Source organism: Duganella alba (genome assembly GCF_009674495.1).
GTDB lineage: Bacteria > Pseudomonadota > Gammaproteobacteria > Burkholderiales > Burkholderiaceae_D > Rugamonas > Rugamonas alba.
The window spans coordinates 1-25466 of record NZ_WKJN01000030.1; the positions used below are offsets into that span (position 1 = coordinate 1).

The window sequence follows — 25466 nt, forward strand, 5'->3', positions numbered from 1 at the left end:
CCCGCCGCCGCGCCCGCCGCGGCAGCGCCCAACGACGCCACGGCGCGCGGCGTCGCCGGTTTGAAATAAGCCCTCTCTTTACCTCTTAGAAAACGAGCGAAACATGAAACGATTTGTGTACGGCATTCTCGCAGTCTTGCTGGCCTGGTCCATGAGCGGCGCCCACGCCGCCGAATTGCTGCTGGGCGCGGGCGACGTGGTCAAGGTCTCGGTGTTCGGCAATACCGACCTGGCGGTGGAAACCCGCGTCAGCGAGTCCGGCTACATCACCTTCCCGCTGATCGGCCAGGTGGCGGTGGCCGGCCTGTCGAGCGCCGAGGCGGAAAAGAAAATCGCCACCGCGCTGGAAAGCGGCGGCTTCGTCAAGAAACCCCAGGTCAACCTGCTGGTCACGCTGCTGACCAGCCAGCAGGTCTCGGTGCTGGGCCAGGTGAATCGCCCGGGCCGCTACCCGGTCGATGGCCGCCGCACCATGCTCGACATGCTGGCGCTGGCCGGCGGCATCGCCCCGGACGGCGGCGACGTGCTGACCGTGATCCGCAAGCGCGACGGCAAGATCGGCAAGAACACGGTCGACATCGTCGAACTGTTCCGCAAGGGCGACATGCTGGAGGACTATGACCTGGCGGGCGGCGACGTGCTGTTCGTCGAGCGCGCGCCGCGCTTCTATATCTACGGCGAAGTACAGCGTCCGGGCCCGGTGCGCCTGGAACGCAACACCACCGTGCTGCAGGCGCTGTCGGCCGGCGGCGGCCTGACCCAGCGCGGCACCGAGCGCGGCATCCGCATCAAGCGCCGCGACAGCGCCGGCAAGATGCAAATCCTGGACGCCAAACCCGATGACTTGGTGCAGGTCGATGACGTTGTGTACGTCAAGGAAAGCATTTTCTAACAACCTGACCTTACGGAAAACAAGACCATGGATTTTGCCCAATTCTTCCTGATCCTGCGCGCGCGCCAGCGCGTGCTGTGGATCACCCTGGCCACGGTGGTGGCGCTGACCGTCGCGGTCAGCCTGCTGCTGCCGAAAACCTACAAGGCCACCTCGTCGGTGCTGCTGAACTTCAAGGGCGTCGATCCGGTCACCGGCCTGACGCTGCCGGGCCAGCTGCTGCCGGGCTATATGGCGACCCAGAACGACATCATCACCAGCAAGAATGTGGCGCTGCGCGTGGTCGACTCGCTCAAGCTGGCGCAAAGCCCGGCCGTGGTGGAGCAGTTCAACGACGCCACCGGCGGCAAGGGCACGGTGCGCGACTGGCTGGCCGAGCTGCTGCTGAAGAAGCTGGAGATCGTGCCGTCCAAGGAAAGCAGCGTGATCGAGATCAGCTTTAAGGGCGCCGACCCGCAGTTCGTCGCCGCCGTGGCCAACGCCTTCGCCGACGAATACCAGAAAATCAGCATCCAGCTGAAGGTCGAGCCGATGAAGAAGGCGTCCGAGTACTTCAGCGCCCAGACCAAGCAGCTGCGCGACGACCTCGAAGCGGCGCAGGCGCGCCTGTCGAAATACCAGCAGGAACACGGCATCGTCAGCGTCGACAACCGCCTGGACGTGGAGTCGGCGCGGCTGGCCGACCTGTCGACCCAGCTGGTGGTGGCGCAGGGCCAGGCGATGGAAGCGACCTCGCGCCAGCAAATGGCCAAGACCGGCGACGCCGAGTCGCCGGACGTCGCCAACAGCATGCTGATCCAGAACCTGAAGGTCAACCTGGGCCTGGCGGAGTCGAAGTTTGCCGACATCTCGCAGCGTCTGGCGCCGAACCACCCGCAATACATCAGCTCCAAGGCCGAGGTCGAGAAACTGCGCGCCGACCTGCGCGCCCAGACCACGCTGACCTCGAACAGCGTCAGCAACAACGCCCAGATCATGAGCCAGCGTGAAGGCGCGGTCCGCGCCGCCATGGGCGCGCAAAAGGCCAAGGTGCTGGAACTGAACCGCACCCGCGATGAAATGAATGTGCTGATGAAGGACGTCGAAAGCGCGCAGCATGCGTTTGACGCCGTGTCGCAGCGCTTTGCCCAGACCAAGGTCGAAGGCTCGTCCGAGCAGTCGGATATCTCGGTGCTCAATCCGGCCACGCCGCCGACCGAGGCGTCGAATCCGAAGGTGGTGCTGAACGTGCTGCTGGCGGTGTTCTTCGGCACGCTGCTGGGCCTGGGCCTGTCGCTGCTGGCCGAGTTCATGAACCGCCGCGTGCGCTCCGAGCGCGACCTGGCCGATGCGCTGAATATTCCCGTGCTCGGCACGATGGAATGGAAGACCCCGGCCCGCCGCCGCGGCAAGCTGGCAGGCCTGCTGCCGAACCGTTTGCGTTTGAACTAAGAAGATGGAAGCGACCATGAATCATCCAGCCCCCACCGCCGGCGCGCCGAATTTCGCCACGCCGCCCGCCCGCGACTCCAGCATCGGCGGCCTGTTGCTTGAATCCGGCAAGATCACGCCGGAAAACGCCGAGCGCGTGCTGCGCGTGCAGAAGGAACTGGGCATCCGCTTCGGCGAAGCGGCCCAGCGCCTCGGCCTGATCACCGAGGCCGACATCCAGCAGGTGCTGGCGCGCCAGTTCGACTATCCCTACCTGCAGCGCGGCGAGAGCAAGTTCGCGCAGGACCTGATCGCGGCCTACCAGCCCTTCGGTCCGCAGGTGGAAATGCTGCGCGCCATCCGCAGCCAGCTGATGCTGCGCTGGTTCGCCCGCGGCCGCAAGGCGCTGGTGATCGCCAGCGTCGACCAGGACGACGGCGCCGCGCTGTTCGCCGCCAACCTGGCGGTGGTGTTCTCTCAGCTTGGCGAACAGACGCTGCTGGTCGACGCCGACCTGCGCCAGCCGACCCTGCACGACACCTTCGCGCTGAGCGGCCGCCAGGGCTTGTCCGACGTGCTGGCCGGACGCGCCGGCCTGGACGCGATCGCCCGCATCGAATCGTTCGTGGCGCTGTCGGTGCTGGGCGCCGGCACCCAGCCGCCGAACCCGCAGGAACTGCTGAGCCGCGCCTCGTTCAGCGCGCTCAACGACCAACTGGCCGAGCGGCACGACGTGGTGCTGTACACGGCGTCGGCGTTTGCCGCCGGCTCCGATGTCATGGCGGTGGCGGCCCGTGCCGGCGGCGTGCTGCTGGTGGCGCGCAAGAACCAGACCAGTCTCGACGACGTGGCCGTGTTCAGCGACCAGCTGGAACGCAACGGCGTGGAAATCGTGGGCAGCGTGCTGAATGATTTCTGACCTGTTCTCCGGACTGACGGCGCGCGCTAGCAACAGCGCGCGTCAGGCCGGCGTCGGCAGGGCATTCTTTTTGCCGCTGCTGCCGATCCTGGCCGGGCTGTGCGTGCTGTACGCGCCGACGGCCTGGGATCTGGCGCACTTCGTCTGGAATACCGACCGCAACGCGCACGGCCCGATCGTGCTGGCGGTCGGCTTGTGGTTCCTGTATTTCAAGGGGCGCACCGTGGTGGCCGAGGGCGTGCCGGTGCGGCCGGCGCCGCTGCTGGGCTGGCTGGTGCTGGGCGCCGGCCTGCTGATGTACATCTTCGGCCGCTCGCAGGCGTTCCTGTTTTTCGAGGTCGGTTCCTTCCTGCTGGTGCTGCTCGGGGTGATACTCCTGATGCTGGGCACGGCGGTGGCGGCCCACCTGTGGTTTGGCTTCGTGTTCCTGATCTTCATGATCCCGCTGCCGTCCACCTTTGTCGACGCGCTGACGCAGCCGTTGAAAATCGCCGTCTCGTATGCGGCCGAAGCCTTGCTGTTCCATTTTGACTACCCGGTCTCGCGCGCCGGCGTGATCCTCACCATCGGCCAGTACCAGCTGCTGGTGGCCGACGCCTGCTCGGGCCTGAACTCGCTGTTCACGCTCGAAGCGCTGGGCCTGCTGTACCTGAACGTGATGCGCCACGAATCGGCGTTCCGCAACGCCACGCTGGCGCTGCTGATCGTGCCGATCTCGTTTACCTCCAACGTGATCCGCGTGATGGTGCTGTCGCTGATCACCTATCACCTGGGCGACGCGGCCGGGCAGGGCTTCCTGCACGGCTTTTCCGGCATGGTGCTGTTCCTGACCGCGCTGATGCTGATCATCGGCGTCGACAGCCTGCTGCGCCTGGCGGCCGCCCGGCTGCGCGCGCGCCGCGCGCCGGCGCCGCACGCCGCCAAGGAGGTCCTATGAGCGTCTGGAGCATGCAGGGCATGCGCGCCGGCGTGCTGGCGGGCGCGCTGATGGTCGCCGCCAGCGTCGCCGCGTGGGCGGTGCAGCCGCGCCAATTGATGGCGCAGATGACTTCGCTGGAAGCCAGCGTGCCGGCCCGCTTCGGTGACTGGACCCAGCTGCGGGACGGTGTGCCGCAGATGGCGCTGTCGGTGGCGCCGGACGGCCAGCGCTCGGAAGAACAACCTTACGACGAGGTGGTGATGCGCACCTACGTCAACAGCCGCGGCGAGCGCGTGATGCTGGCGCTGGCGTATGCGCGCGAGCAGCGCCAGGAGGTCAAGATCCACCGCCCGGAAATCTGCTACCGGGCCCAGGGCTACCGCGAGCTCGACGAGTCGCCGCACGATTTCCCGCAGCTCGGCGCGCAGCCCGGCATCCCCGGCCTGCGCCTGCTGATGGATGGCAGCAACCGGATGGAAGCGGTGAGTTACTGGATACGGGTGGGCGCGGCCTACCCGCGCGGCGGGCTCGACACCCGCCTGGCCATCCTGAAGGACGGCGTGGCGGGCGTGGTGCCCGACGCCATCCTGGTGCGCGCCTCGAGCATCCTGGCGCGGCAGGAGGATGCGGCCGCGGCCTACGAACGGCAGGAGCGTTTCCTGGCGGAGCTGGTGCACGCCACGCGCCCGGAAGCGGCGCGCATGCTGGTGGCGCAAAAATAGTTAACGACGCCGTTGTTGGTGTGCCTCACGGAGGAAATATGAAATCATACGAGCGCGCGGCGCAGGAGTTGTCATGACTGTGCTTGCCTGTCTGCTGGCCGTGGTGGCCTTGCTGTGCCTGCTGCTGGCGGCGCACCCGTTCATCACCTATCCGCAGTCGCTGGCGCTGATCCGCCGGCTGCGGCCGGCGCCGCCCGCTGCTGCTGCTGCTGCTGCTGCTGCTGCTGCGCCGACCACGCCCACCTTCGGCGTCTTTGTCTGCGCCTACAACGAGGAGGCGGTGATCGCCCAGACCCTCGAACGCCTGATCGCGCTGCGGGCGGCGGCGCCGAGCTTGGAAATCATGGTGCACGTGGACCACAGCAGCGACCGCACCGCCGAGATCGCGCGCCGCTATGCCGACCAGCTGACCTGCCTGCTGGTCGCCGGCGAGCGGCGCGGCAAGACCGAGGGCATGAACCTGCTGGTGGCGCAGTCGCGGGCCGACATCCTGCTGTTTACCGATGCCAGCGTCGCCATCGATCCGGGCGCGTTCGCCCATTTCGAGCGCCATTTCCGCGATCCGCGGGTGGGCGCGGTGTGCGGCAAGCAAGTCTTCACGCACACCGACGGCTCGGCCAGCGCCGGCGCCAACGCCGCCTACTGGCGCCTGGAAGAACGCATCAAGGCGCTGGAGAGCGAGATCGGCTCGATCATGACGCTGGACGGCTCGCTGTACGCGCTGCGCAACGGCCTGCGCACGGCGCCGCCGGCCGACATCGTCGACGACTTCTACATCCCGTTCATGATCATGCGCGACGGCTACCGCGTGATCCAGTCGCAGGAAGCCCGGTCGAGCGAGCCGTCGGTGACGGTTGACCAGGAAGAGTTCCGGCGCAAGATCCGCATCGCCTGCCAGGGCTTCAACGCGCACCGCGTGGTCTGGCCCACCATCCGCGCCATGGACGGCCTGACCCGCTATATGTATGTGTCGCACAAGCTGGTGCGCTGGTTCACCATCTACCTGCTGGCCGGCTGCCTGCTGGCCACCTACGGCGCGCTGCTGGCGGCCGGCTGGTACGCGCTGGCCGGGCTGCTGACCGCCGCCATCGTCCTGACCCTGGTGCTGGGCCTGGGACTGCGCCTCAAGCCGTTCTCGACCATCACCAACATCCTGGCCGCCTTCACCGGCGTCGGCCTCGGCGTCTGGCAGTCGATCAAGGGTCACCGTTATCAAGTGTGGGAGCCGCCGGCTTCCGCCCGTCACATCTCCGGCAACAAGGGTAAATCATGAAATGTTTATGGATCGCGCGCGAGATACCGTTCCCGGCCAAGGACGGCGACCGCATCTATGCCGGCCAGCTGGCGCGCGCCTTCGGCCAGGCGGTGGGCGGCGTCACCTATGTCGGCATCGGCGACGGCGTCGCCGAAGCGCCGCCGGCCGATGACGCCGAGGTGCGCTGGCTCAGCGTCGGCGGCGGCCGCCGCCGCATGCTGCCGGCGCTGCTCAGCCCCTTGCCGCTGGTGGCGGCGATGCACGACACGCCGGCCTTCCGCGCCCGCCTCGACGCCCTGTACGCCGAGCCATGGGACGCCATCGTGTTCGACCACTACGGCGCCGGCCCGGCCATGCAGCAGTACCTGGCCTCGCCGATCGGCCGCAGCGCCCGGCGCGCGCGCATCGCCTACGTGTCGCACAACCACGAGGAGCTGGTGCTGCGCGCGGTGGCGGCCGAGTCCGACGCCGGCCTGGTCAAGCGCCTCGGCTTCTGGCAGAACTACTGGAAAACCCGCCAGCTGGAGCGCTACCTGACGCGCCACGCCGACCTGGTGACGGCGATCACGCCGGAAGACGCCGCCAGCTTTGCCGTCACCACGCCGGGCGCCGAGATCATCGTGCTGACGCCGGGCTACAACGGCGCCGTGTGCGCCGCGCGCCAGATCAGCGACGCCACCCCGCGCCACGTGCTGATGATCGGCTCCTTCCACTGGGCCGCCAAGCAGGAAAACCTGCGCCAGTTCCTGAAGGTGGCCGACCCGCTGTTCGCCGCCCACAACATCGTGTTCGACGTGGTGGGCGGCATGCCGGAGGCGCTGCGCGCCGAGCTCGCGCCGGGGCTGAAGGCGACCCGCCTGCACGGCTTTGTCGACGATCCGGCGCCGCTGTTCGACGGCGCCCGCCTGGCGCTGGTGCCGGAAGCGATCGGCGGCGGCTTCAAGCTCAAGTTCCTCGACTACCTGTTCCGCCGCCTGCCGGTGGCGACCCTGAGCGACGCCGCCGCCGGCCTGCCGGCGCCGGTGCGCGCCGCCATGATCGAGGCCGACACGCTGGCCAGCCTGGCCGCCAGCGTGGTGGCCCATATCGACGACGCCGCCCGCCTGGACCAGCTGCAGCAGCGTGCGTTTGCCGCCGGCAGCAGCCTGTTCCAGTGGCGCGACCGCGGCGCGCAGTTGCGCGACGCGCTGCGCGCCCCCGCCACCGCCCTGACGAAAGAAGCATCGTATGGCTAATGCCGAACTGACCATCATCACGCCGTCGTACCGCAACGACTACGAACTGGCGGTCGACCTGTGCGCCAGCATGGACCGCTACCTGCAACTGCCGTTCAAGCACCTGCTGGTGGTGCCGCGCTCCGACATGGCGCTGTTCGCGCCGCTGCGCGCGGCCAACCGGGTGCTGGTGGCCAAGGAGGATTTCCTGCGCCAGTTCGGCTTCTTCAAGCTGCCGTTCCCGAAGCGCATCCGCATTCCCGGCCTGGTCGACATCCGCACCCGCGAGCAGTGGTATCGCCCCGGCATCGGCCGCGTCAGCGGCTGGCTGGTGCAGCAGATCATCAAGCTGGCGGCGCCGCAGCTGTGCGATTCCGAGTACATCATGTTCATCGACAGCGACAACGTGCTGTTCCGTCCGGTCAGCGCCGCGCAGCTGTACGGCGGCATGCCGGTCAAGCTGCCGCAAAAGCCGATGAAGCCGGACATGCACGAGCACCTGCTGTGGCACCGCAACGCGCTGGAACTGCTGGGCGTGACCGACTTCCAGGACGAGCCGCACAACTACATCGACCACCTGATCATCTGGCACCGCGACGCCGTGCTGGCGCTGCAGCAGCGCGTCGCGCAGGTGGCCGGCGGCAACTGGGTCGAGGCGCTGGCGCGCAAGAAGGCGGTGTCGGAATACATCCTGTACGGCGTGTACTGCGCCACGCTGGGCCGCGCGCGCGGCTACCACGTGTTCGGCCCGCCCGACCTGACCTGCTCGTTCTGGAGCGGCGCGCCGGAACTGCCGGCCGCCGAGGTGCTGGCGGCGGTCAAGCCCAGCCACGTCAATCTGCACATCCAGTCGACCATTCCGATGCCGCAGCAGCACCGGCGCGCGCTGCTGCGCGAGCTGGCCGCGCACCAGACCACCGCGGTCGGCGGCTGACCTCCCGAGTAACCGGATACCCCATGATACGAAATACCAAGCTGAAAAAAATCGTCGCGCTGGCGCTCTCGCTGCTGCCGACCTCCGGACTGCGCATCGCCGGCTACCGTCACCTGCTGGGCTACCAGTTCGGCCCCGGCTCGCGGCTGGGGTGGGGCGTGCTGATCGTGGTCGACCGCTTCCGCGCCGGCAACGCGGTGACGGTGCGCCGCAACACCACCTTTGTCGGCCCGATCAGCGTCGAGCTCGGCGACAAGACTTTCATCGGCCGCTTCAACAAGATCGAGTGCGGCGACAACGCCGCCGACCCGAGCCAGGCCCACATGCAGTACGCGCGCCGCTTCGTCACCGGCCGTGACAGCCTGATCAACGAATCGCATCTGTTCGACGTGCTCGGCGAAATCCGCATCGGCGACGGCAGCTGGGTGGCCGGCTTCGCCTCGCAGTTCCTGACCCACGGCGCCGGCACCATGAACCGCGACATCGCCATCGGCGACCAGTGCTTCCTCGGCTCGGCGGTGCGTTTCGCCCCCGGCGCCGGCGTCGGCAACCGGGTGGTGGTGGGCATGGGCTCGGTGGTGACCAAGCGCATCGAGCAGGACGGCGCGGTGGTCGGCGGCGTGCCCGCCAAGATCATCAAGGAGCGCCAGGACAACGACGCCTATGTGTTCGAGAAGGGCTGGTAGCCAGGAGATGGGAATGAAAAAGCAGGAAAAACACGCGCCGTCGGGCGCCTTCTGGGTACTGTTGCTGGTGCTGATGCTGATCCAGTTCACCGGCGCCTGGGCCTATCCGCCGGCCAGCGAATTCGGCGCCGAGCTGCGCACCGAGCGCACCCTGGGCGTGCCGTTCCAGTATTCGCTGTGGCTGCTGATTTTGCTGGCCATGGCCTGGCACGTCAACAAGGCCGGCTTCGCGCCGCTGTTCCGCGTGCTGCGCCTGTTCGTGCCGTTCTGGGCGATCGGCCTGCTGGCGGCCGTGTTCGGCTTCGATCCGATCAGTTCGACCCGCTCCGTGGTGCTGTGGTCGCTGATGGCGATCGGTGCCGCCCTGATCACCATCGAGTTGCCGGCCGAGCGCGTGGTGCGCGTGGTCAACCTCACCACCATCGCCCTGATGCTGGCGTCGGCGCTGCTGGCGCTGGCGCTGCCGACCTACGGCACCCATCTGAGCGGCTCGGTGCACGCCTGGCGCGGCGTGTTTGTCGGCAAAAACATGCTGGGCTGGATCGCCGCCCTGCTGGTGGTGGCCAATGTGGTGATGGTCAACCAGCAAAACTGGCGCCTCGCCGGCGGCGCGGCGCTGCTGGCGTTCATCTGCCTGGTCGGTTCCGACTCCAAGGGCGCGCTGATGGCGGCGCTGATCACGCTGGGCTATTTGTTCATGCTGACGCGGTTGCGCCGCCGCCTGACCCCGGGCTTCGCGGTGGGCGTGCTGGTGTTCCTGCTGTTGCTGACGGCGGTGATGATTTTCCTGGTGGCGCCGTTCCTGCTCGAGGCGCTCGGGCGCGACGCCACGCTGACCGGACGCACCGACGTCTGGAGCACCTACCTGGCGGCGATTGTCAAAACGCCATGGCTGGGCGAGGGGCCGGGCGCCTACACCACGCTGTCGCCGCTGACCGCGCCGCTGGCGCAGCGGCTGGCCTATCTGGGCGCGATCCTGACGCCGCACAATATCTACCTGGGCGTGATCGGCGATACCGGCTTGTTCGGCCTGATCATCTTCCTGTGCACGCTGATCTACCTGGCCACCATCCTGCCGCTGCGGCTCCGGGGGCAGGGTACGCTGATGTGCGCGGTGGTGGGATTTCTGATCCTCGCCCACGGCATGGTGGAAACCCATGAAATCCTGATTCCGGGGCCCGGCTGGTTCCTGCTGATGCTCGCTTACGGCCTGGTGCTCAAGCATGCGGTGGCGGCGCCGACGCGGCGCGCGCAGCGGCCGGCGCGCCAGCCGATGCGTGACAAGCTTGCGCCATCGTAGCTGAAAGTGCCGGGAGGAATGTCGAAGCAACATGGTTCCTCCCAGTGCGTGTTGTTTCCGTGTAGATTAATTGGTGTCCGTAGGTATATGTTGTGGTCGGGTATGGAATTGCAGGTAAAATTGAGTCCTTCGACTGACTGCTGAGTCGGTTTCCTGTCTTTCACGCCTTAACTGCCAACGCGTGGCACCCTAATATTGCCATGGAGGAATCATGATTCGCTCAACACGCCCACGTCACCTTGCCGCTCCTTTGTGGGCCCGGCTGGTGCTTTCGGCCGGCTTTGCCGCCGTCCCCGTTGTGACCAGTGCGCAGATTGCGTACACGCCGACCTATTACGCCGGCACCATCGCGCTGAACGTGCCGACCGCCGCCGCCACCACCACCTGCACCAATCTGCCGGCCACCGCGCCGACCACGCCGCTGACGCTGAAGCGCACCTTCTTTGACGGCTTCGATACGCTGGACCAGACGCAAACGCCGAACCGCCGCTGGGCGCCGAATTACGATGGCGGCTATGACACCCCCACCAGCACCTTCCTCGGTTACGACTGGGTGGTCAAGCGCTACCAGCCGACCATGAGCGAGCAGCAGATTTACGTCGACAGCCTGTACAAGGGCCTGGCGCCGACGGCGCTGGGTGTCAATCCCTTCGTGGTCGAAAACGGCACGCTGCACATTGTTGCGCAGCGCACCCCGGACAATCTGAAAAAAGTGCTGTCCGGCTTCGAGTACACCTCGGGCCTGCTGACCACGCGCCAGTCGTTCTCGCAGCGCTACGGCTATTTCGAGGCCCGCATCAAGGTGCCGAACGGCAAGCCCCTGCTGCCGGCGTTCTGGATGAAGGCCACCAACCGTTTTCTGGCGGTCGAGCTTGACGTGATGGAAGCGCCGACCCATCTGCCGGACGTGATCCAGCAGTCGGTGCACTGGAGCGGCGTCAATGGCGCCGCCGCCTCGTCCGGCTGCCGCACCACCTATCCAAAATTCTCGGAAGACTTCCACCAGTACGGCGCCCTGTGGATGCCTGACAAGATCGTGTACTACATCGACCGCCTGCCGGTCGGCCAGATCGTCACCCCGCCCGGCATGAACCAGCCGATGTTCATGCAGCTGAACCTGGCGGTGGGCGGCATCTGGACCGGCGTGGCCACGGCCAGCACGGTGATGCCGGCCGAGATGCTGGTCGACGCCGTGGCGGCCTACACGGTGGACGGTCCCAACGCGTGCGGCAAGCAGACCGACGGTACCCTGATGTGCCCGGCAAAATAACGCCGACCTGAAGCGCCGGGCCCCGCAGCCTGCCGACAACACCCTGACCGCGCCGCCGCCGTCAGGGTGTTGTTGCATGAAGGCGGCACAATTGATTCATATGGGGAAATATCTTATACTGATAAAATTGTGTAAATATAATTGTTTGATATCTGAAAGATAATTATCATCACGCCGCTCCCGCGCGCATCGCCTTCTCTCCGGCAGCTGTGCTGCCCTGTTTCAGCACCCTGTCGCAGCATCGTTGTGTTGCGATGCAGCAATGCCATTTTCGCGCGCCTGCATAAAAAAAATGTCGGGGTACGCGCTACAGTGTGGCCGTGTACAACGCGGAAATAGTGTAGTAGTATTTGGTCAATATTCTGCTGCGGTGCGTCATTCCCTGGTGCAGCATCAAACCAGACCTCGTGGTAGTCGAAGGCAATTTTTAAAAGGCGGCAAAGCATGGATATTCAAGCAGGCGCGGGCGGTGCACGGCAACTCACTGGCCTGGCGGTAGGCTTGTGCACCTACAAGCGGCGCGTCTCGCTTGAGCGCACGCTGCAGCATGTCGCGATCGCCGCCCAGCACGTCGACAGCGCGCCGGTGGTGATCGTGGTCGACAACGACGGCGACGATCCGGCGGTCGAGCAGTCGGTGCGCGCGTTCGGCCAGCAGTCCGGCCTGCAGGTGTGCTACCGGGTCGAGCGCACGCCCGGCATCTCGGCCGCGCGCAACGCCATCTTCGACGAAGCCGACCGGCTCGGCGTGCGCCACATGGCGATGCTGGACGACGACGAATGGCCGTCGCCGCAGTGGCTGGCGGAACTGCTGAAGAGCGCCCGCGAGCAGCAGGCGGTGGTGGTCGGCGGCCCGGTGCGGCCGGTGTTCCCCGACAGCGCCGCCCGCCTGCGCAAGTACAGCCGCTATTGGTCGGTGGACCGCCAGCTGCTGCACGGCAAACCATTTGTGTTCTGCACCTGCAATTTCCTGATCGACATGCAGGCCATCCGCGAGACGCCGCGGCCGCTGTTTGACGCCGAGTTCGGCCTGTCCGGCGGCGGCGACACCGTGTTCTTCCGCGGCCTGTTCTTTGCCGGCCACCCGATGGCCTGGTCCGAGGCGGCCTGGATCAACGAGGAGGTGCCGACCTCGCGCGCCTCGTTCAAATGGATGCGCCAGCGCCGCTACCGCACCGGCAACCACGCGGTGCGCTGGGAAAGCATCGGCGGCGGCGGCCTGCGCTCGTTTGCCAAGACGCTGGGACTCAGCGTGCGCCTGCCGCTGTATCCGCTGTTCCGCCGCGAGCCGGAGTCGCCGCTGGTCGGCTGGCTGCTCGAATGGGACAAGCTGCGCGGCCGCTGGACCGGCCACTTCGGCGGCGTGTTCGTCGAGTATGCGCGGCCGGTCGCGCCGGGCGAGAAAGTGTGCCGATGAGCGACGCGTTGCCGCAGACCGCACTGCGCGGGCGGTGGCGGGCGCAGCTGGCGATGCTGGAGCAGCGCTTCAAGCTGCTGACCTTTGTCAACACCATGGTGCCGACGATGGCGGCGCTGGGCTTGCAGTTCGTGACCTTCGCGATCACCGCGCGCGGCCTCGGCGTCGAGCAGTTCGGCCGCTACACCGGCCTGCTGGCGATTGTCGGCGTCGGCGTCGAGCTCGTCGGGCTCGGCGGCGCCGACCTGCTGGTGCGCGCGGTGGCGCGCGACCGCACGCGCTTTCGCGGCTACTACGGCAACATGCTGATGCTGATCGGCCTGACGCTGCCGCTGGTGGTGGCGCTGGGCGTGGCGGTGGCCACCGGCGCCATGCACAGCACCGTGGCGGTGACGCTGATCGTCGCCGCGCTGGCGGCGGAAATCGGCGTGGCGCGCATGTCGGCCTCGCTGGAACTGGTGATGGTGGCGCACGGGCACAACGCCCGCGCCGGCGTGGTGCGCATGACCACCGTGCTGGTGCGGCTGGTGCTGGCGCTGGGGTTTTTCGTCGGCCTCGGCTACAGCGACCTGGACCAGTGGATCTGGGTGGTGTTCGCGCAGGCGGTGGTGATGATGGGCTGTTACGCCTGGCTCGGCGCCCGGCAGTACGGCCGGCCGCTGTGGCAGGTGGTGCGCAGCGAGCTGTACACGGGCAGCATGTTCTGCGTGACGCAGACGGCGCGCTCGGCGCAGAGCAATCTGGACCGGATGGTGCTGTCGCGCTACGCCGACGACACGGTGCTGGGCCTGTACGGGGCGGCGTCGCGCTTCCTGCAGCTGGGCATGTTCCCGGTGCAGGTCATCACCCGCATCATCTATCCCAAGTATTTTGTCCACGGCGCCGACGGCATTGCCGCCAGCCGCCGCTACGCCTTGCGCATGACGCCGCTGTTGCTGGCCACCGGCGTCGCCTCCGGCCTGCTGGTGGCGGCCGCCGCGCTGCTGGCGCCGCACGTGCTGGGACGCGCCTACGACGGCACGGTGCAGATCACCGTCGCGCTGGCGCTGTCGCTGCCGCTGGTGGCGGTCCAGTATCCGGCCGCCGACGCGCTGACCGGCGCCGGCCGCCAGGGCCTGCGGGCGCTGATCTACACGCTGGCGTCGATCGGTTTCGGCTTTGTCCTGCTGGCCGGGACGCGCTGGGGCGGCGTCAATGGCTTGATCCTTGCTTATCTGCTCGGTCACCTGGGGCTGGCGCTGGTGCTGTGGAGCGCCGCCTTCCTGTGCCGGGATGCGCCGGGAGCGCAGCCAACATAACCACGCGGCGGCTGCCGGCCGCCGCTCTTTGAATTAGTGATCTCTGGGGAAACGCATGAAAATTACGGTAATCGGTACGGGCTATGTGGGCCTGGTCAGCGGGACGTGTCTGGCGGAAATGGGGAACGATGTGCTGTGCCTCGACCTCGACGCCAGGAAGATCGCCATCCTGCAGGACGGCGAAATCCCGATCCACGAACCGGGCCTGCTGGAGATGGTCCGCCGCAACGTGGCCGCCGGCCGCCTGCGCTTCACCACCAGCATCGAGGACAGCGTCGCCTTCGGCCAGCTGCAGTTCATCGCGGTCGGCACCCCGCCCGATGAAGACGGCTCGGCCGACCTGCAGTACGTGCTGGCCGCCGCCCGCAACATCGGCAAGCACATGACCGACTACAAGGTGGTGATCGACAAGTCGACGGTGCCGGTCGGCACCGGCGACCGCGTCAAGGCGGCGCTGGCCGACGAGCTGGCCAAGCGCGGCCTCGACACGCCGTTCTCGGTGGTGTCGAACCCGGAATTCCTCAAGGAGGGCGCGGCGGTGGAGGACTTCATGCGGCCGGACCGCGTGGTGATCGGCGCCGAGGACGAGCGCGGCATCGCCATGATGCGCGAGCTGTACGCGCCGTTCATCCGCAACCACGACCGCGTGATCGTCATGGACGTGCGCTCGGCCGAACTGACCAAGTACGCCGCCAACGCCATGCTGGCCACCCGCATCTCGTTCATGAACGAGCTGGCCAACCTGGCCGACGTGATGGGCGCCGACATCGAACAGGTCCGGGTCGGCATCGGCTCCGACCCGCGCATCGGCTTCCACTTCCTGTACCCGGGCTGCGGCTACGGCGGCTCCTGCTTCCCGAAGGACGTGCAGGCGCTGATCCGCACCGCCGAGGAAAACGGCCGCCAGCTGAAGGTGCTGCAGTCGGTGGAGGACGCCAACGAGGCGCAGAAACACCTGCTGCTGGAAAAAATCGACGGCCGCCTCGGCAAGGACCTGGCCGGCAAGCATTTCGCGCTGTGGGGCCTGGCCTTCAAGCCGAACACCGACGACATGCGCGCCGCCTCCAGCCGCGTGGTGATCCAGGGCCTGCTGGAACGCGGCGCCACCGTCACCGCCTACGATCCGGTGGCGATGAACGAGTCGCGCCGCATCTTCGGCGACGAGACCCGCTTGCGCTACGCCGACGCGCCGATGGCGGCGCTGCAGGACGCCGACGCGCTGGTGATCGTCACCGAGTGGAAGGAGTTCCGCGTGCCGAACTTCGGCGCCATCAAGGCGGCGCTGAAGCTGCCGCTGATCTTCGACGGCCGCAATCTGTACCCGCCGCAGCAGGTGCGCGACAACGGTCTCGAATATTTCGCGATCGGCCGCCGTTGAACGGGACGCCGACGTGAGCGCAGAATTTGACCTGGTGGTCGGCATCCCGACCTTCCGCCGGCCGCAGCTGCTGGCGGCGCTGCTCGACAGCCTGCTGCCGGAGCTGCAGGGCCGGCGCGCGCTGGTGATCGTGGCCGACAACGACTGCGGCGCCGAGGCGCCGGCGGTGGTGGCGCAGTTCCGCCAGCGCTGGCCCGACAGCGTCTGCATCCCGGTGGCGGCGCGCGGCGTGGCGCAGGTGCGCAACGCGCTGGTCGGCGAGGCGCTGGCGCGCGCGCCGCACTGGCAATGGCTGCTGATGATGGACGACGACGGCCTGGTGACGCCCGGCTGGCTGCAGCACCTGCTCGACACCGGCGCCGCCTACGACAGCCACCTGGTCGGCGGCCCGGTCGACGGCGTGCTGCCGCCCGGCGCCAGCGTGTTTGCGCAGAACAGTATTTTCGCGGCGCGCCGGCGCTGGCCCACCGGGCTGGTGCCGTCGCTGAACACCACGCAGAACCTGGCGATTTCGCGCCGCGTCGAGCAGCTGTTCGCGCCGCCGTTTTTCCGCAACGAGTACGGCGCCTCGGGCGGCGAGGATTACGACTTTTTCCGCCGCGTGGCGCACGCCGGCGGGCGCATCGCCTGGAGCGACGAGGCGCTGGTGCTGGAGCCGGCGCCGCCGGAGCGCCTGACCACGCGCAGCCTGCTGCACCGCTACGCCACCACCGGCAGCTACATGCTGGCGATCGACAGTTTTTACGATGGCCGCGGCTACACCGCGCTGCTGGCCTTCAAGGGCGTGTGCGGCGCGCTGGTGCGCATGGCGCTGGCCGCGGTGACGCTGCGCCGCGTCAAGGCGGCGCGCGAAGTATTGACCCTGGCGCATTATTGCGGTCGCGTGGCCGGCCTGTTCGGCGTGCGCACCAACCGCTACGTGGCGCCCGCCAAGAAATAAGCGACAAGCAGTACCGGAGGCCGTGGTTCGGTCATATTGATGAGCAAACGGGAACAGCTTCCCCAACTATTGAGGTGTCTAGAATGAAAGCAATGATTCTTGCGGCTGGTAAGGGTACCCGGGTCCGTCCGTTGACCTATGATTTGCCGAAACCGATGATCCCCATCCTCGGCAAGCCGGTGATGGCCTACATCATCGAGCACCTGGAAAAATACGGCGTCAAGGAGATCATGGTCAACGTCTCCTACCTGCACGAAAAGATCGAGGAATACTTCGGCGAGGGCCACCAGTACGACGTGCAGATCGGCTACTCGTTCGAAGGCTACACCACCGACAGCGGCGAAGTGGTGCCGCAGCCGATCGGCTCGGCCGGCGGCATGAAGAAGATCCAGGAATTCGGCGGCTTCTTCGACGACACCACCATCGTGCTGTGCGGCGACGCCGTGATCAACCTGGACATCAAGTCGGCGCTGTTCGAGCACCGCCGCAAGGGCGCCAAGGCGTCCATCATCTGCCGCGAAGTGCCGCGCGACAAGGTGTCCAGCTACGGCGTGGTGGTCAGCGACAAGGAGGGCCGCATCACCGCCTTCCAGGAAAAACCGAAAGTGGAAGAGGCGCTGTCGAACTTCGTGTCGACCGGCATCTACATCTTCGAGCCGGAGATCCTCGACCTGATCCCGAGCGGCACGGTGTTCGACATCGGCTCCGACCTGTTCCCGATGCTGGTGGAGAAAGGCATTCCGTTCTATGCGCAGAACCGCAGCTTCAGCTGGATCGACATCGGCAGCGTCAAGGATTACTGGGAAGTGTCGCAAAGCGTGATGATGGGCGAGGTGGCCCACATGGACGTGCCCGGCATCCAGCTGGCCGACGGCATCTGGTCCGGCCTGAACACCAGCATCGACTGGGAGGGCACCACCATCGAAGGCCCGGTCTACATCGGCTCCGGCTGCAAGATCGAGGCCGGCAGCACCATCATCGGCCCGACCTGGATCGGCCACGGCAGCCATATCTGCCAGGGCGCCACCGTGGTGCGCAGCGTGCTGTTCGAGTACACCCGCGTGTTACATAATGTAAGCTTGGAGGAAATGATCGTCTTCAAAGATTACAGTGTCAACCGCGCCGGCGAGATGCGCCACGTGTCGGAGTACGCCGAGGGCGAGTGGAGCAACGCGCGCGACCGCCGCACCAAGCGCCGCACGGCGGCGGAACAAGAACCGGCTGCGGTCAACGCAGCATAAAAGAATAAAGGTAGTCAGCATGAAAATTTATCCCGTGATCCTGTCCGGCGGCGCCGGCACCCGCCTGTGGCCGCTGTCGCGCGCGGTCCTGCCCAAGCAGTTGCTGCCGCTGGTGTCGGACCAGACCATGCTGCAGGAAACCGCGCTGCGCGTGGCCGGCTGGCCCGGCGTGCAGGCGCCGCTGATCGTCTGCGGCAACGAGCACCGCTTCCTGGTGGCCGAACAGATGCGCGAGATCGGCCACAAGCCGCTGGGGATTTTGCTTGAATCGGTGGGCCGCAACACGGCGCCGGCGGTGGCCGCCGCCGCCCACTTCCTGGCCGCGCAGGACCCGGAGGCGGTGATGCTGGTGCTGCCGGCCGACCACGTGATCGGCGACGTCGCGGCGTTCCAGGCCGCCGTGCTGCGCGCCTTGCCGCAAGTGGCGCAGGGCGCCTTGGCCACCTTCGGCATCGTGCCGACCGCGCCGGAGACCGGCTACGGCTACATCCGCCGCGGCGCCGCGGCCGGCGCCACCGACGGCCTGTACCAGGTGGCCAGCTTTGTCGAGAAGCCGGACGCCGAGACCGCCAAGGGCTTTGTCGCCTCCGGCGATTACTTCTGGAACAGCGGCATGTTCCTGTTCAGCGCCGCCAACTACCTGCGCGAGCTCAAGGAGTTCCAGCCGGCCATGGCCGGCGCGGTCGACGCCGCGTTCACCAAGGCCTACCGCGACCTGGATTTCTGCCGCCTCGACGAAACCGAATTCGCCGCCTGCCCGTCCGATTCGATCGACTACGCGGTGATGGAAAAGACCCGCCACGCGGTGGTGGTGCCGGCCGACATCGGCTGGAGCGACGTCGGTTCGTGGTCGGCGCTGCACGACGTGCTGCCGGCCGACGCCAACGGCAACGTCACCCGCGGCGACGTCTACCTGGACGGCGTGCAGAACTCGCTGGTGCGCGCCGAGGGCCGCATCGTGGCGCTGATCGGCGTGTCCGACGTGGTGGTGGTGGAAACCGCCGACGCCGTGCTGGTGGCGCGCAAGGACCAGGTGCAGCGCGTCAAGCAGGTGGTCGAACACCTGAAGGCCAGCGACCGCACCGAGCATATGTACCACACCAAGGTCTACCGTCCGTGGGGCAGCTACGAGGGCATCGACCTCGGCGAGCGCTACCAGGTCAAGCGCATCACCGTCAATCCGGGCGGCAAGCTGTCGCTGCAGATGCACCACCACCGCGCCGAGCACTGGGTGGTGGTCAGCGGCACCGCCAGCGTCACCTGCGGCGACAAGGTCACGCTGCTGACCGAGAACGAATCGGTGTACATCCCGATCGGCACCACCCACCGCCTGGAAAATCCGGGCAAGCTGCCGCTGCACCTGATCGAAGTCCAGTCCGGCAGTTATCTGGGCGAAGACGACATCGTGCGTTTCGAGGATGTCTACTCGCGCGCCTGACCGCCGGGCAGTCTTGCGCGCTGGCGGCGGCCGCCGCCAGCGCGGCGCCGCCGCGCTGATTCTGCTGCTGGTGCTGATCCTGGGCGCCGCCGCCGGCATGATGAGCGCCTACGGCGGCAGCGGCAAGGCCGAGCGCGAGCGCCAGGCCGAACAGACGCTGGCGCAGGCGCAACAGGCGCTGCTGGGCTTTGCCATCCTGCATGGACGCCTGCCGCGTCCGGCACTGTCGGCCACCGACGGGCGGGAGCGGGCGACCGCCTGCGACAGCGAACAGGCGTGCACCGGCTACCTGCCGTGGGCCACGCTGAGCCTGGCGCCCACGACGGCGCGCGGCCTGCCGCTGCGCTATAGCGTGACGCCGGCCTTCGCCGCGCCGCAGACGCTGCCATCGGCGGCGGTGGCCACCAAAACCATTTCCCGACGCGACGCCGCGCGGCTGGTCTATCGCTACGGCGACAGCCAGTGCGGCCCGACCACCCAATGCCTGCCGGCGGTGCTGATTGCGCCCGGCAAGGCGATGGCCGCGGCCGGCAGCGAGGCGGGCGACCAGGCCGCCAATGCGCGCGGCAGCGTGCATTTCATCCAGCGTCCGCTGACCGAGGATGAGCGGATCGCCGGCGGCGCCTTCGACGATATCCTGGCCTGGGTGTCGTATAGCGAGCTGCGGACCCGCATGGTGCTGGCCGGCAGCTGGCAATAAACAACACTCTCTGGTGCGATGCAGCACTTAGGTGCGCACGCTAACACAACACTGTTGTAGCACCGACACATCAATGATAATATTTCGTCATGACTGTTGTCGAAATTTTATGTAAAAGCGCGGTTTTCTTGCTCTAGTCTGGTGCAAAAGCGCTTTTCCGCCGCGACAATTTCATAGGGCGGGATTAGTTGCTATACAGAAAATGAAAATTACATTCTAGCTAACAAAAGTTCTGCTAGCGTGATATGATTCATCTGTCGCAAGTTTTCCTACAAACGTATTCCGTAGCATCCATATCCATCTAAAGGATTTTCCATGAAGATCAAGTCGATTATCGCCGCCGCAGCCCTGATGACTGTCAGCTCCGCGTTTGCCGCTACCACCAACATCACCCTGGTTCAAGACCCGCTGAAATCGACCGATTACACCGGCTATTTCGGTCTGAGCCATACCGGTGCCTTCACCGACACGTTCACCTTCTCGCCGTCGCTGAACAGCTCGCTGGTGTCGGCCGTGTTGAGCTCGATCGGTTTCACCAAAAGCACCAACCTCGACTTCACTTCGGTCAAGATCAACGGCATCGCGCTGGACATCGTGAATGGCGCCGTCGATACCGCGACCACGCCTTCGCTGCTGGCCCTGCACGGTCCTCTGACCCTGGTCGTCAGCGGTCAAGCGCATGACCTGAACCCAGGTTCGTTCAACGCCAGCTACTCGGGCACGATCAACGTGACCGCTGTTCCTGAGCCGGAAACCTTCGCCATGCTGGGCGCCGGCCTGGCCCTGGTCGGTTTCGCCGCCCGTCGCCGCAAAGCCGCCAACCAGGCTTGATGCCTGGGCGCCGCGCTGTGCGGCGTTGCAAAAAAAATCGCGCTCCGGCGCGATTTTTTTTTGCCTATAAGCATGGTTCGGCGGTTTTCAGGCCCGATCTGTCGCCACTTAGCGACACCTCTATAATTTCTTTAAGTTTGTCAAAAATTCCAGTTGGAAATGTTAATTAACAATTTTATTTCCTATTGGAATTAGCTCGACGCAGCACCACTCCCCACTATCATAATGGCTGGAAAATTTGTTAAATCGGCTCCGGCTGACCCCGGTTCCGTTACAAATTAAACAGGCATTCTTGCCCGCGAAAAGTTATTATTTTTTTACGAAATCAAATTCGTATCCCGGATCCCTTGTCCGGGTTGACCTTAGGAGGCGAGTATGAAAAAAATGATGCAAGCGGTAGCGGTTTCTGCGGCACTGATGTTTGCGATGGCAAACGCATCTGCCATCACCACCGTCACGCTGACGGGGGGCAACGGTCAGTTTACCGGCACGTTTGGTATGATCCACAGCACCGGTGGTTTTACCGATGAGTACGAGATTTTGCCGACTTTCCCGAGCACCTTGGTGTCGTCGATCTTGAGCACCATCGGTTTCCAGGCGGGCCAGGAAATCTCCTTCAGCAAGGTGTTGCTGAACGGTGTGGAACTGCAGCTGGTGAACAACAATCCGGGCCTGCTGGCCTTCACGCCGGCGGACTTCCCGTTGAACGGTCCGATCACGCTGACCGTCATCGGCACCTCGGGCAGCAACGCGTCCTACTCGGGCACGATGAACCTGACGGTGGTGCCGGAACCGGAAGGGTACGCGCTGATGCTGGCCGGGCTGGGCGTGGTGGGTTATATCGGCCGGCGCAAACGCAGGCAAGCCGAAGCTGCCTGAGGCCAGGTGGCGGCAACTGAGCCAAAGCGCCGATCCGTTCGGCGCTTTTCACTTTATAATCGGCCATCGTTCCCCATTACAAGGCCTGCTTTGCGCACCATCTCCCTCCCGTTTGCCATCGCCTTGCTGCTGGCCGCCAAGGTCGCGGCCGCCGCCGCGCTGGCGCCGTCCCAACTGGGCCTGGTCGTCAACGACGATGAACCCAACAGCGTCGCCATAGCGGAACTGTACCGCGTGGCGCACCAGATCCCGTCCGCCAATATCGCCCATGTGCGCATCGCCAACAAACCGCGCAAGCTGAGCGTCGCCGCGTTTGAGGAATTGAAGAAGGAGATCGACCGCCAGCTGCCGGCCCAGGTGCGCGCCACGTTGATGGTGTGGACCGCGCCGTATGCGGTCGAGTGCAACTCCATCACGGCGGCCTACACCAACGGCTTCGACGCCGAGCTGTGCCAGAAGCCCTGCGGCCCCGGCAAGGAGAGTCCGTTCTTCGACAAGAATCTGCCGCCGGCCAGTCCGCCGCCCGCCGCCGGCCGCCTCAGCATGCTGCTGCCGACCGAGTCGGTCGAGCAGGCCAGGGCGCTGATCGGGCGCGGCGCGACCCGCTTCATGACGCCGCCGGCCGCCACCGCCTACTATCTGGTGACCAGCGAGAGTGCGCGCAATTCGCGGGCCCAGTTCTTCCCGCCGAGCGGCAAGGTGTCGGCCAGGAACTTGACCATCCGCCAGATGAAGGCGGACGTGCTGGACGGCGCGCAGGACGTGATGATCTACCAGACCGGCATGGCGCGCGTGGCCAAGCTCGACACGCTGCATTTCCTGCCCGGCGCGCTGGCCGACCACCTGACCTCGACCGGCGGCGACCTGCTGGGCGACTACCAGATGAGCAGCCTGCAGTGGCTGGCGGCCGGCGCCACCGCCAGCTATGGCGCGGTCAGCGAGCCCTGCAACTACTGGCAGAAATTCCCCAACCCGATCCTGCTGCTGAAGAACTATGTCGGCGGCAGCACCGCCATCGAGGCCTACTGGAGCAGCGTGGCGTGGCCGGGGCAGGGCGTGTTCATCGGCGATCCGCTGGCGGCCCCGTACAAGCGCGGCGACTGATCAGCGCGCGATGCGTTTGAAATCGCGCACGCGAAAGCCCATCGCCAGCAGCGCGGCGAAGTAGACGCCGGCGCAGGCGCCGATCAGCAGCAGCAGGGCGCCCAGGCGCAGGAAGGCGTGGTGCTGCAGGCCCAGCCAGTCAATCTGCCGCGCCCCGAGCCATGCCGCGCCGCCCATCAGCGCGCAGGCCAGCAGCAGCTTCACGCAGAACGACGGCCAGCCCGGCAGCGGCTGGTAAATCGCGCGCTTGCGCAGGCCGATGTACAGCAGCGCCGCGTTCAGGCAGGCGCCCAGGCCGATCGACAGCGCCAGGCCGGCCACCTGCAGATACGGCACGAACAGCAGGTTCATCAGCTGCGTCGCCGCCAGCACCACCATCGCAATCCGCACCGGCGTGCGGATGTTCTGCTGGGCGTAGAACGCCGGCGCCAGCGTCTTGACCAGGATGATGCCCAGCAGGCCGGCGCAGTAGGCGATCAGCGGGCGCGCCGAGGCCGCGGCGTCGGCGTCGGTGAAGGCGCCGTAGTGGAACAGGGTGGCGATCATCGGCTTGGCCAGCACCGCCATGCCCACCGCCGCCGGCAGCGCCAGCAGGAAGGTCAGGCGCAGCCCCCAGTCCAGCAGGCCGGAATACTCGGCCTGGTCGTCATCGGCCTGCGCCTTCGACAGGCTGGGCAGCAAAATCGTGCCCAGCGCCACGCCCAGCAGGGCGGTCGGGAATTCCATCAGCCGGTCGGCATACGACAGCCACGAAATGCTGCCCTCCACCAGGCGCGAGGCGATGCTGGTGTTGATCATCAGGCTGATCTGCGCGGCCGAGACGGCGAACACCGCCGGCCCCATCTTCTTCAGCACGCGGCGCACGCCGGGATCGCCCATGCCGGCCAGCGGATTCCACGACAGCGTGGGCAGCATGCCGATCTTGATCAGCGCCGGAATCTGGATCGCCACTTGCAGCACGCCGCCGACAAACACGGCAATGGCCATCGCATAGATCGGCTTGTCCAGATGTTGTTGCAGGAACAGCGACGCCAGGATCGAGGCGATGTTCAGCAGCACCGGCGTGAAGGCCGGGATCTTGAACTCGCGCCATGTGTTGAGCACGCCGCCGGCCAGCGCCACGAAGGCCATGAACGCGATGTAGGGGAACATCAGGCGCGTCATCCACACGGCCGCGTCGAACTCTTCCAGCCCGCTGGCAATCAGGTAGATGAACAGCGGCGAGGCTATAATGCCGATGCCGGTCACCAGCAGCGTGGCCCACACCAGCGTGTTGGCCACGTGGTCGGTCAGCCGTTTGCTGGCGTCGTGGCCCTGCTTGTTCTTGTATTCCGCCAGGATCGGCACGAAGGCCTGCGAGAACGCGCCCTCGGCAAACAGGCGGCGCAACAGGTTGGGAATGCGGAACGCGACGATGTAGGCATCGGTCATGCCGCCGGCGCCAAAGGCCCGGGCTATCAGGGTTTCACGCAGGAGGCCGGTGATCCGGGACAGCATCGTCATGCTGGAGATGGCGGAGAGTGTCTTAAGCAAGTTCATGGGACGTGATTATAGTTGCTCCTGCCGAAAAATATCGCTATAATCACAGGCTGTACAAAATTCTGTTGCGCAGACATTAATGTTTGGCAGGCAGTAGTTTGACTCACACGGTTCGCTCTGATGGCAACCTTGGACGCACCTGTTTGCCAAACATTAACGTTTGCAAACGCATCATTTACCTGTTTAGGAAATTTCATGGCAAATACCGCACAAGCGCGCAAACGCGCTCGTCAAGCAGTTAAGCAAAACGCTCATAACTCGGCTCAACGTTCGACCCTGCGTACCGCTATCAAAGCTGTGCGTAAGGCGATCCAGGCTGGCGACAAAGCCGCTGCGACCACCATCTTCCAATCGTCGGTTTCGACCATCGACAGCATTGCTGACAAGAAGATCATCCACAAAAACAAGGCAGCTCGTCACAAGAGCCGTCTGGCCGCTGCGCTGAAAGCACTGGCAGCTTAATTCCCCTCGCCGGGAAGCAAAGCAAAAACCCGCGCTGGCTTGCCAGTGCGGGTTTTGTCGTTTGTACGCCAGGCGTAGCCACCCCCAGGCGACACAGGGGTCTGACCCCGGACGGGGTCAGACCCCGCGACTGAGCGCCGTGCGGGGTAGGACTTCAGCGCGCCAGATCCTTCGGCGCCACCTCCATCCACTCGCCCGGCATTAGCGGATGCGTGGCCAGCGACATGCCGCCGATGGCGCTGCGCACCAGGCGCAGGGTCGGCAGGCCCACGGCCGCCGTCATGCGCCGCACCTGGCGGTTCTTGCCTTCCTGAAGCGTGATCGCCAGCCAGCTGGTCGGCTGCCCGGCGCGCTGGCGGATCGGCGGATTGCGCGGCCACAGCCACTCCGGCTCGGCGATGCGCGCGGCCTTGCACGGCTGCGTCACGAAGTCGCCGAGGTCGATCGGCGCCTGCAGCCTGGCCAGCGCGGCGGCGTCCGCGATCCCCTCCACCTGCACCAGGTACACCTTGGCCTCCTTGTGGTCCGGGTGGGCGATGGCGTGCTGCAGCTTGCCGTCGTCGGTCAGCAGCATCAGGCCCTCGCTGTCGTAGTCGAGCCGGCCGGCCGGGTAGATGTTGGGAATGCTCAGGTGGTCGGCCAGCGTGGCCTTGCCGTCCTGCGCCGAAAACTGGCACAGCACCTGGAATGGTTTGTTAAAAAGAATCAGGGACATTATC

Annotated in this window: 24 protein-coding genes; 22 read left to right on the forward strand and 2 right to left on the reverse strand. The window is 66.1% G+C overall.

Features of this window, described 5'->3' with window-relative positions; all coding sequences use genetic code 11:
* Positions 1-103: 103 nt before the first annotated feature.
* The 21 genes from epsE (at position 104) to GJ695_RS23435 (ending at position 22746) form a co-directional block, all read left to right on the forward strand.
* Complete coding sequence (epsE, locus tag GJ695_RS23335; RefSeq protein WP_154369034.1) at positions 104-892, forward strand: polysaccharide export protein EpsE; 789 nt, start codon at positions 104-106, stop codon at positions 890-892.
* Between the two features lie 27 nt (positions 893-919).
* Positions 920-2323 carry a chain length determinant protein EpsF gene (gene epsF / locus GJ695_RS23340; RefSeq protein ID WP_154369036.1) on the forward strand — a complete coding sequence of 468 codons (1404 nt, stop codon included), beginning with the start codon at positions 920-922 and terminating at the stop codon, positions 2321-2323.
* Positions 2324-2339: 16 nt separating this feature from the next.
* Positions 2340-3221 carry a chain length determinant protein tyrosine kinase EpsG gene (epsG, locus tag GJ695_RS23345; protein ID WP_229260616.1) on the forward strand — a complete coding sequence of 294 codons (882 nt, stop codon included), beginning with the start codon at positions 2340-2342 and terminating at the stop codon, positions 3219-3221.
* Positions 3211-4158: an exosortase B gene (xrtB, locus tag GJ695_RS30260; protein ID WP_154369040.1), complete on the forward strand. Its 948-nt coding sequence runs from the start codon at positions 3211-3213 to the stop codon at positions 4156-4158. The genes epsG and xrtB overlap by 11 nt, the downstream gene beginning before the upstream one ends.
* Positions 4155-4862 carry an exosortase-associated protein EpsI, B-type gene (gene epsI, locus GJ695_RS30265; protein WP_154369042.1) on the forward strand — a complete coding sequence of 236 codons (708 nt, stop codon included), beginning with the start codon at positions 4155-4157 and terminating at the stop codon, positions 4860-4862. The genes xrtB and epsI overlap by 4 nt, the downstream gene beginning before the upstream one ends.
* 73 nt (positions 4863-4935) lie before the next feature.
* Entirely contained in the window at positions 4936-6135 is a 1200-nt protein-coding gene (locus tag GJ695_RS23360; protein ID WP_154369044.1) for a glycosyltransferase, read from the forward strand.
* The gene (locus GJ695_RS23365) at positions 6132-7352 is read left to right on the forward strand and encodes a glycosyltransferase (RefSeq protein ID WP_154369046.1); all 1221 of its coding nucleotides are present in this window, start codon (positions 6132-6134) and stop codon (positions 7350-7352) included. The genes GJ695_RS23360 and GJ695_RS23365 overlap by 4 nt, the downstream gene beginning before the upstream one ends.
* Complete coding sequence (locus tag GJ695_RS23370; protein ID WP_154369048.1) at positions 7345-8265, forward strand: DUF6492 family protein; 921 nt, start codon at positions 7345-7347, stop codon at positions 8263-8265. Before GJ695_RS23365 ends, GJ695_RS23370 begins: the two co-directional genes overlap by 8 nt.
* A gap of 23 nt (positions 8266-8288) precedes the next feature.
* Positions 8289-8951, forward strand: coding sequence for an acyltransferase (locus GJ695_RS23375; RefSeq protein ID WP_154369051.1), 663 nt, complete (start codon positions 8289-8291; stop codon positions 8949-8951).
* A gap of 13 nt (positions 8952-8964) precedes the next feature.
* Positions 8965-10251 carry an O-antigen ligase family protein gene (locus GJ695_RS23380; protein WP_166455308.1) on the forward strand — a complete coding sequence of 429 codons (1287 nt, stop codon included), beginning with the start codon at positions 8965-8967 and terminating at the stop codon, positions 10249-10251.
* A 211-nt stretch (positions 10252-10462) separates the two neighbouring features.
* Positions 10463-11521 (forward strand): glycoside hydrolase family 16 protein, encoded by a 1059-nt coding sequence (locus GJ695_RS23385; RefSeq protein ID WP_154369055.1) that lies wholly within the window; start codon positions 10463-10465, stop codon positions 11519-11521.
* Positions 11522-11965: 444 nt separating this feature from the next.
* On the forward strand, positions 11966-12937 hold the full coding sequence (locus tag GJ695_RS23390) for a glycosyltransferase family 2 protein (protein WP_154369057.1): 972 nt from the start codon (positions 11966-11968) through the stop codon (positions 12935-12937).
* The gene (locus tag GJ695_RS23395) at positions 12934-14235 is read left to right on the forward strand and encodes a lipopolysaccharide biosynthesis protein (RefSeq protein ID WP_166455309.1); all 1302 of its coding nucleotides are present in this window, start codon (positions 12934-12936) and stop codon (positions 14233-14235) included. Before GJ695_RS23390 ends, GJ695_RS23395 begins: the two co-directional genes overlap by 4 nt.
* Positions 14236-14290: 55 nt before the next feature.
* On the forward strand, positions 14291-15613 hold the full coding sequence (locus GJ695_RS23400) for a UDP-glucose dehydrogenase family protein (RefSeq protein ID WP_154369061.1): 1323 nt from the start codon (positions 14291-14293) through the stop codon (positions 15611-15613).
* 13 nt (positions 15614-15626) lie between these two features.
* A complete protein-coding gene (locus GJ695_RS23405; protein WP_154369063.1) occupies positions 15627-16553 on the forward strand; it encodes a glycosyltransferase family 2 protein in 927 nt (308 codons plus the stop codon).
* A gap of 83 nt (positions 16554-16636) precedes the next feature.
* On the forward strand, positions 16637-17794 hold the full coding sequence (locus GJ695_RS23410) for a nucleotidyltransferase family protein (protein ID WP_154369065.1): 1158 nt from the start codon (positions 16637-16639) through the stop codon (positions 17792-17794).
* A 19-nt stretch (positions 17795-17813) separates the two neighbouring features.
* Complete coding sequence (locus GJ695_RS23415) at positions 17814-19232, forward strand: mannose-1-phosphate guanylyltransferase/mannose-6-phosphate isomerase (protein WP_154369067.1); 1419 nt, start codon at positions 17814-17816, stop codon at positions 19230-19232.
* Positions 19233-19245: 13 nt separating this feature from the next.
* Positions 19246-19932: a hypothetical protein gene (locus tag GJ695_RS23420; protein ID WP_154369070.1), complete on the forward strand. Its 687-nt coding sequence runs from the start codon at positions 19246-19248 to the stop codon at positions 19930-19932.
* Between the two features lie 315 nt (positions 19933-20247).
* On the forward strand, positions 20248-20763 hold the full coding sequence (locus tag GJ695_RS23425) for an FxDxF family PEP-CTERM protein (protein WP_154369072.1): 516 nt from the start codon (positions 20248-20250) through the stop codon (positions 20761-20763).
* Between the two features lie 387 nt (positions 20764-21150).
* Entirely contained in the window at positions 21151-21642 is a 492-nt protein-coding gene (locus GJ695_RS23430; RefSeq protein ID WP_267874279.1) for an FxDxF family PEP-CTERM protein, read from the forward strand.
* A 90-nt stretch (positions 21643-21732) separates the two neighbouring features.
* A complete protein-coding gene (locus tag GJ695_RS23435) occupies positions 21733-22746 on the forward strand; it encodes a TIGR03790 family protein (protein WP_154369076.1) in 1014 nt (337 codons plus the stop codon).
* On the opposite strand, the gene murJ is transcribed toward GJ695_RS23435, so the two are convergent.
* Positions 22747-24285 carry a murein biosynthesis integral membrane protein MurJ gene (murJ, locus tag GJ695_RS23440; RefSeq protein ID WP_154369078.1) on the reverse strand — a complete coding sequence of 513 codons (1539 nt, stop codon included), beginning with the start codon at positions 24283-24285 and terminating at the stop codon, positions 22747-22749.
* 195 nt (positions 24286-24480) lie between these two features.
* Here murJ and rpsT point away from each other — a divergent pair, with 195 nt between their 5' ends.
* Positions 24481-24747, forward strand: a complete 267-nt coding sequence (rpsT, locus tag GJ695_RS23445) for a 30S ribosomal protein S20 (protein ID WP_154359505.1) — start codon at positions 24481-24483, stop codon at positions 24745-24747.
* 154 nt (positions 24748-24901) lie between these two features.
* Here rpsT and GJ695_RS23450 read toward each other — a convergent pair whose 3' ends face one another.
* The gene (locus tag GJ695_RS23450; RefSeq protein WP_154369080.1) at positions 24902-25462 is read right to left on the reverse strand and encodes a pseudouridine synthase; all 561 of its coding nucleotides are present in this window, start codon (positions 25460-25462) and stop codon (positions 24902-24904) included.
* Between the last annotated feature and the right edge of the window lie 4 nt (positions 25463-25466).

Coding starts and splice junctions, on each gene's coding strand:
- epsE (WP_154369034.1), top strand. CDS start 104: ATGAAACGATTTGTGTACGGCATTCTCGCAGTCTTGCTGGCCTGGTCC.
- epsF (WP_154369036.1), top strand. CDS start 920: ATGGATTTTGCCCAATTCTTCCTGATCCTGCGCGCGCGCCAGCGCGTG.
- epsG (WP_229260616.1), top strand. CDS start 2,340: ATGAATCATCCAGCCCCCACCGCCGGCGCGCCGAATTTCGCCACGCCG.
- xrtB (WP_154369040.1), top strand. CDS start 3,211: ATGATTTCTGACCTGTTCTCCGGACTGACGGCGCGCGCTAGCAACAGC.
- epsI (WP_154369042.1), top strand. CDS start 4,155: ATGAGCGTCTGGAGCATGCAGGGCATGCGCGCCGGCGTGCTGGCGGGC.
- GJ695_RS23360 (WP_154369044.1), top strand. CDS start 4,936: ATGACTGTGCTTGCCTGTCTGCTGGCCGTGGTGGCCTTGCTGTGCCTG.
- GJ695_RS23365 (WP_154369046.1), top strand. CDS start 6,132: ATGAAATGTTTATGGATCGCGCGCGAGATACCGTTCCCGGCCAAGGAC.
- GJ695_RS23370 (WP_154369048.1), top strand. CDS start 7,345: ATGGCTAATGCCGAACTGACCATCATCACGCCGTCGTACCGCAACGAC.
- GJ695_RS23375 (WP_154369051.1), top strand. CDS start 8,289: ATGATACGAAATACCAAGCTGAAAAAAATCGTCGCGCTGGCGCTCTCG.
- GJ695_RS23380 (WP_166455308.1), top strand. CDS start 8,965: ATGAAAAAGCAGGAAAAACACGCGCCGTCGGGCGCCTTCTGGGTACTG.
- GJ695_RS23385 (WP_154369055.1), top strand. CDS start 10,463: ATGATTCGCTCAACACGCCCACGTCACCTTGCCGCTCCTTTGTGGGCC.
- GJ695_RS23390 (WP_154369057.1), top strand. CDS start 11,966: ATGGATATTCAAGCAGGCGCGGGCGGTGCACGGCAACTCACTGGCCTG.
- GJ695_RS23395 (WP_166455309.1), top strand. CDS start 12,934: ATGAGCGACGCGTTGCCGCAGACCGCACTGCGCGGGCGGTGGCGGGCG.
- GJ695_RS23400 (WP_154369061.1), top strand. CDS start 14,291: ATGAAAATTACGGTAATCGGTACGGGCTATGTGGGCCTGGTCAGCGGG.
- GJ695_RS23410 (WP_154369065.1), top strand. CDS start 16,637: ATGAAAGCAATGATTCTTGCGGCTGGTAAGGGTACCCGGGTCCGTCCG.
- GJ695_RS23415 (WP_154369067.1), top strand. CDS start 17,814: ATGAAAATTTATCCCGTGATCCTGTCCGGCGGCGCCGGCACCCGCCTG.
- GJ695_RS23425 (WP_154369072.1), top strand. CDS start 20,248: ATGAAGATCAAGTCGATTATCGCCGCCGCAGCCCTGATGACTGTCAGC.
- GJ695_RS23430 (WP_267874279.1), top strand. CDS start 21,151: ATGCAAGCGGTAGCGGTTTCTGCGGCACTGATGTTTGCGATGGCAAAC.
- murJ (WP_154369078.1), bottom strand. CDS start 24,285: ATGAACTTGCTTAAGACACTCTCCGCCATCTCCAGCATGACGATGCTG.
- rpsT (WP_154359505.1), top strand. CDS start 24,481: ATGGCAAATACCGCACAAGCGCGCAAACGCGCTCGTCAAGCAGTTAAG.
- GJ695_RS23450 (WP_154369080.1), bottom strand. CDS start 25,462: ATGTCCCTGATTCTTTTTAACAAACCATTCCAGGTGCTGTGCCAGTTT.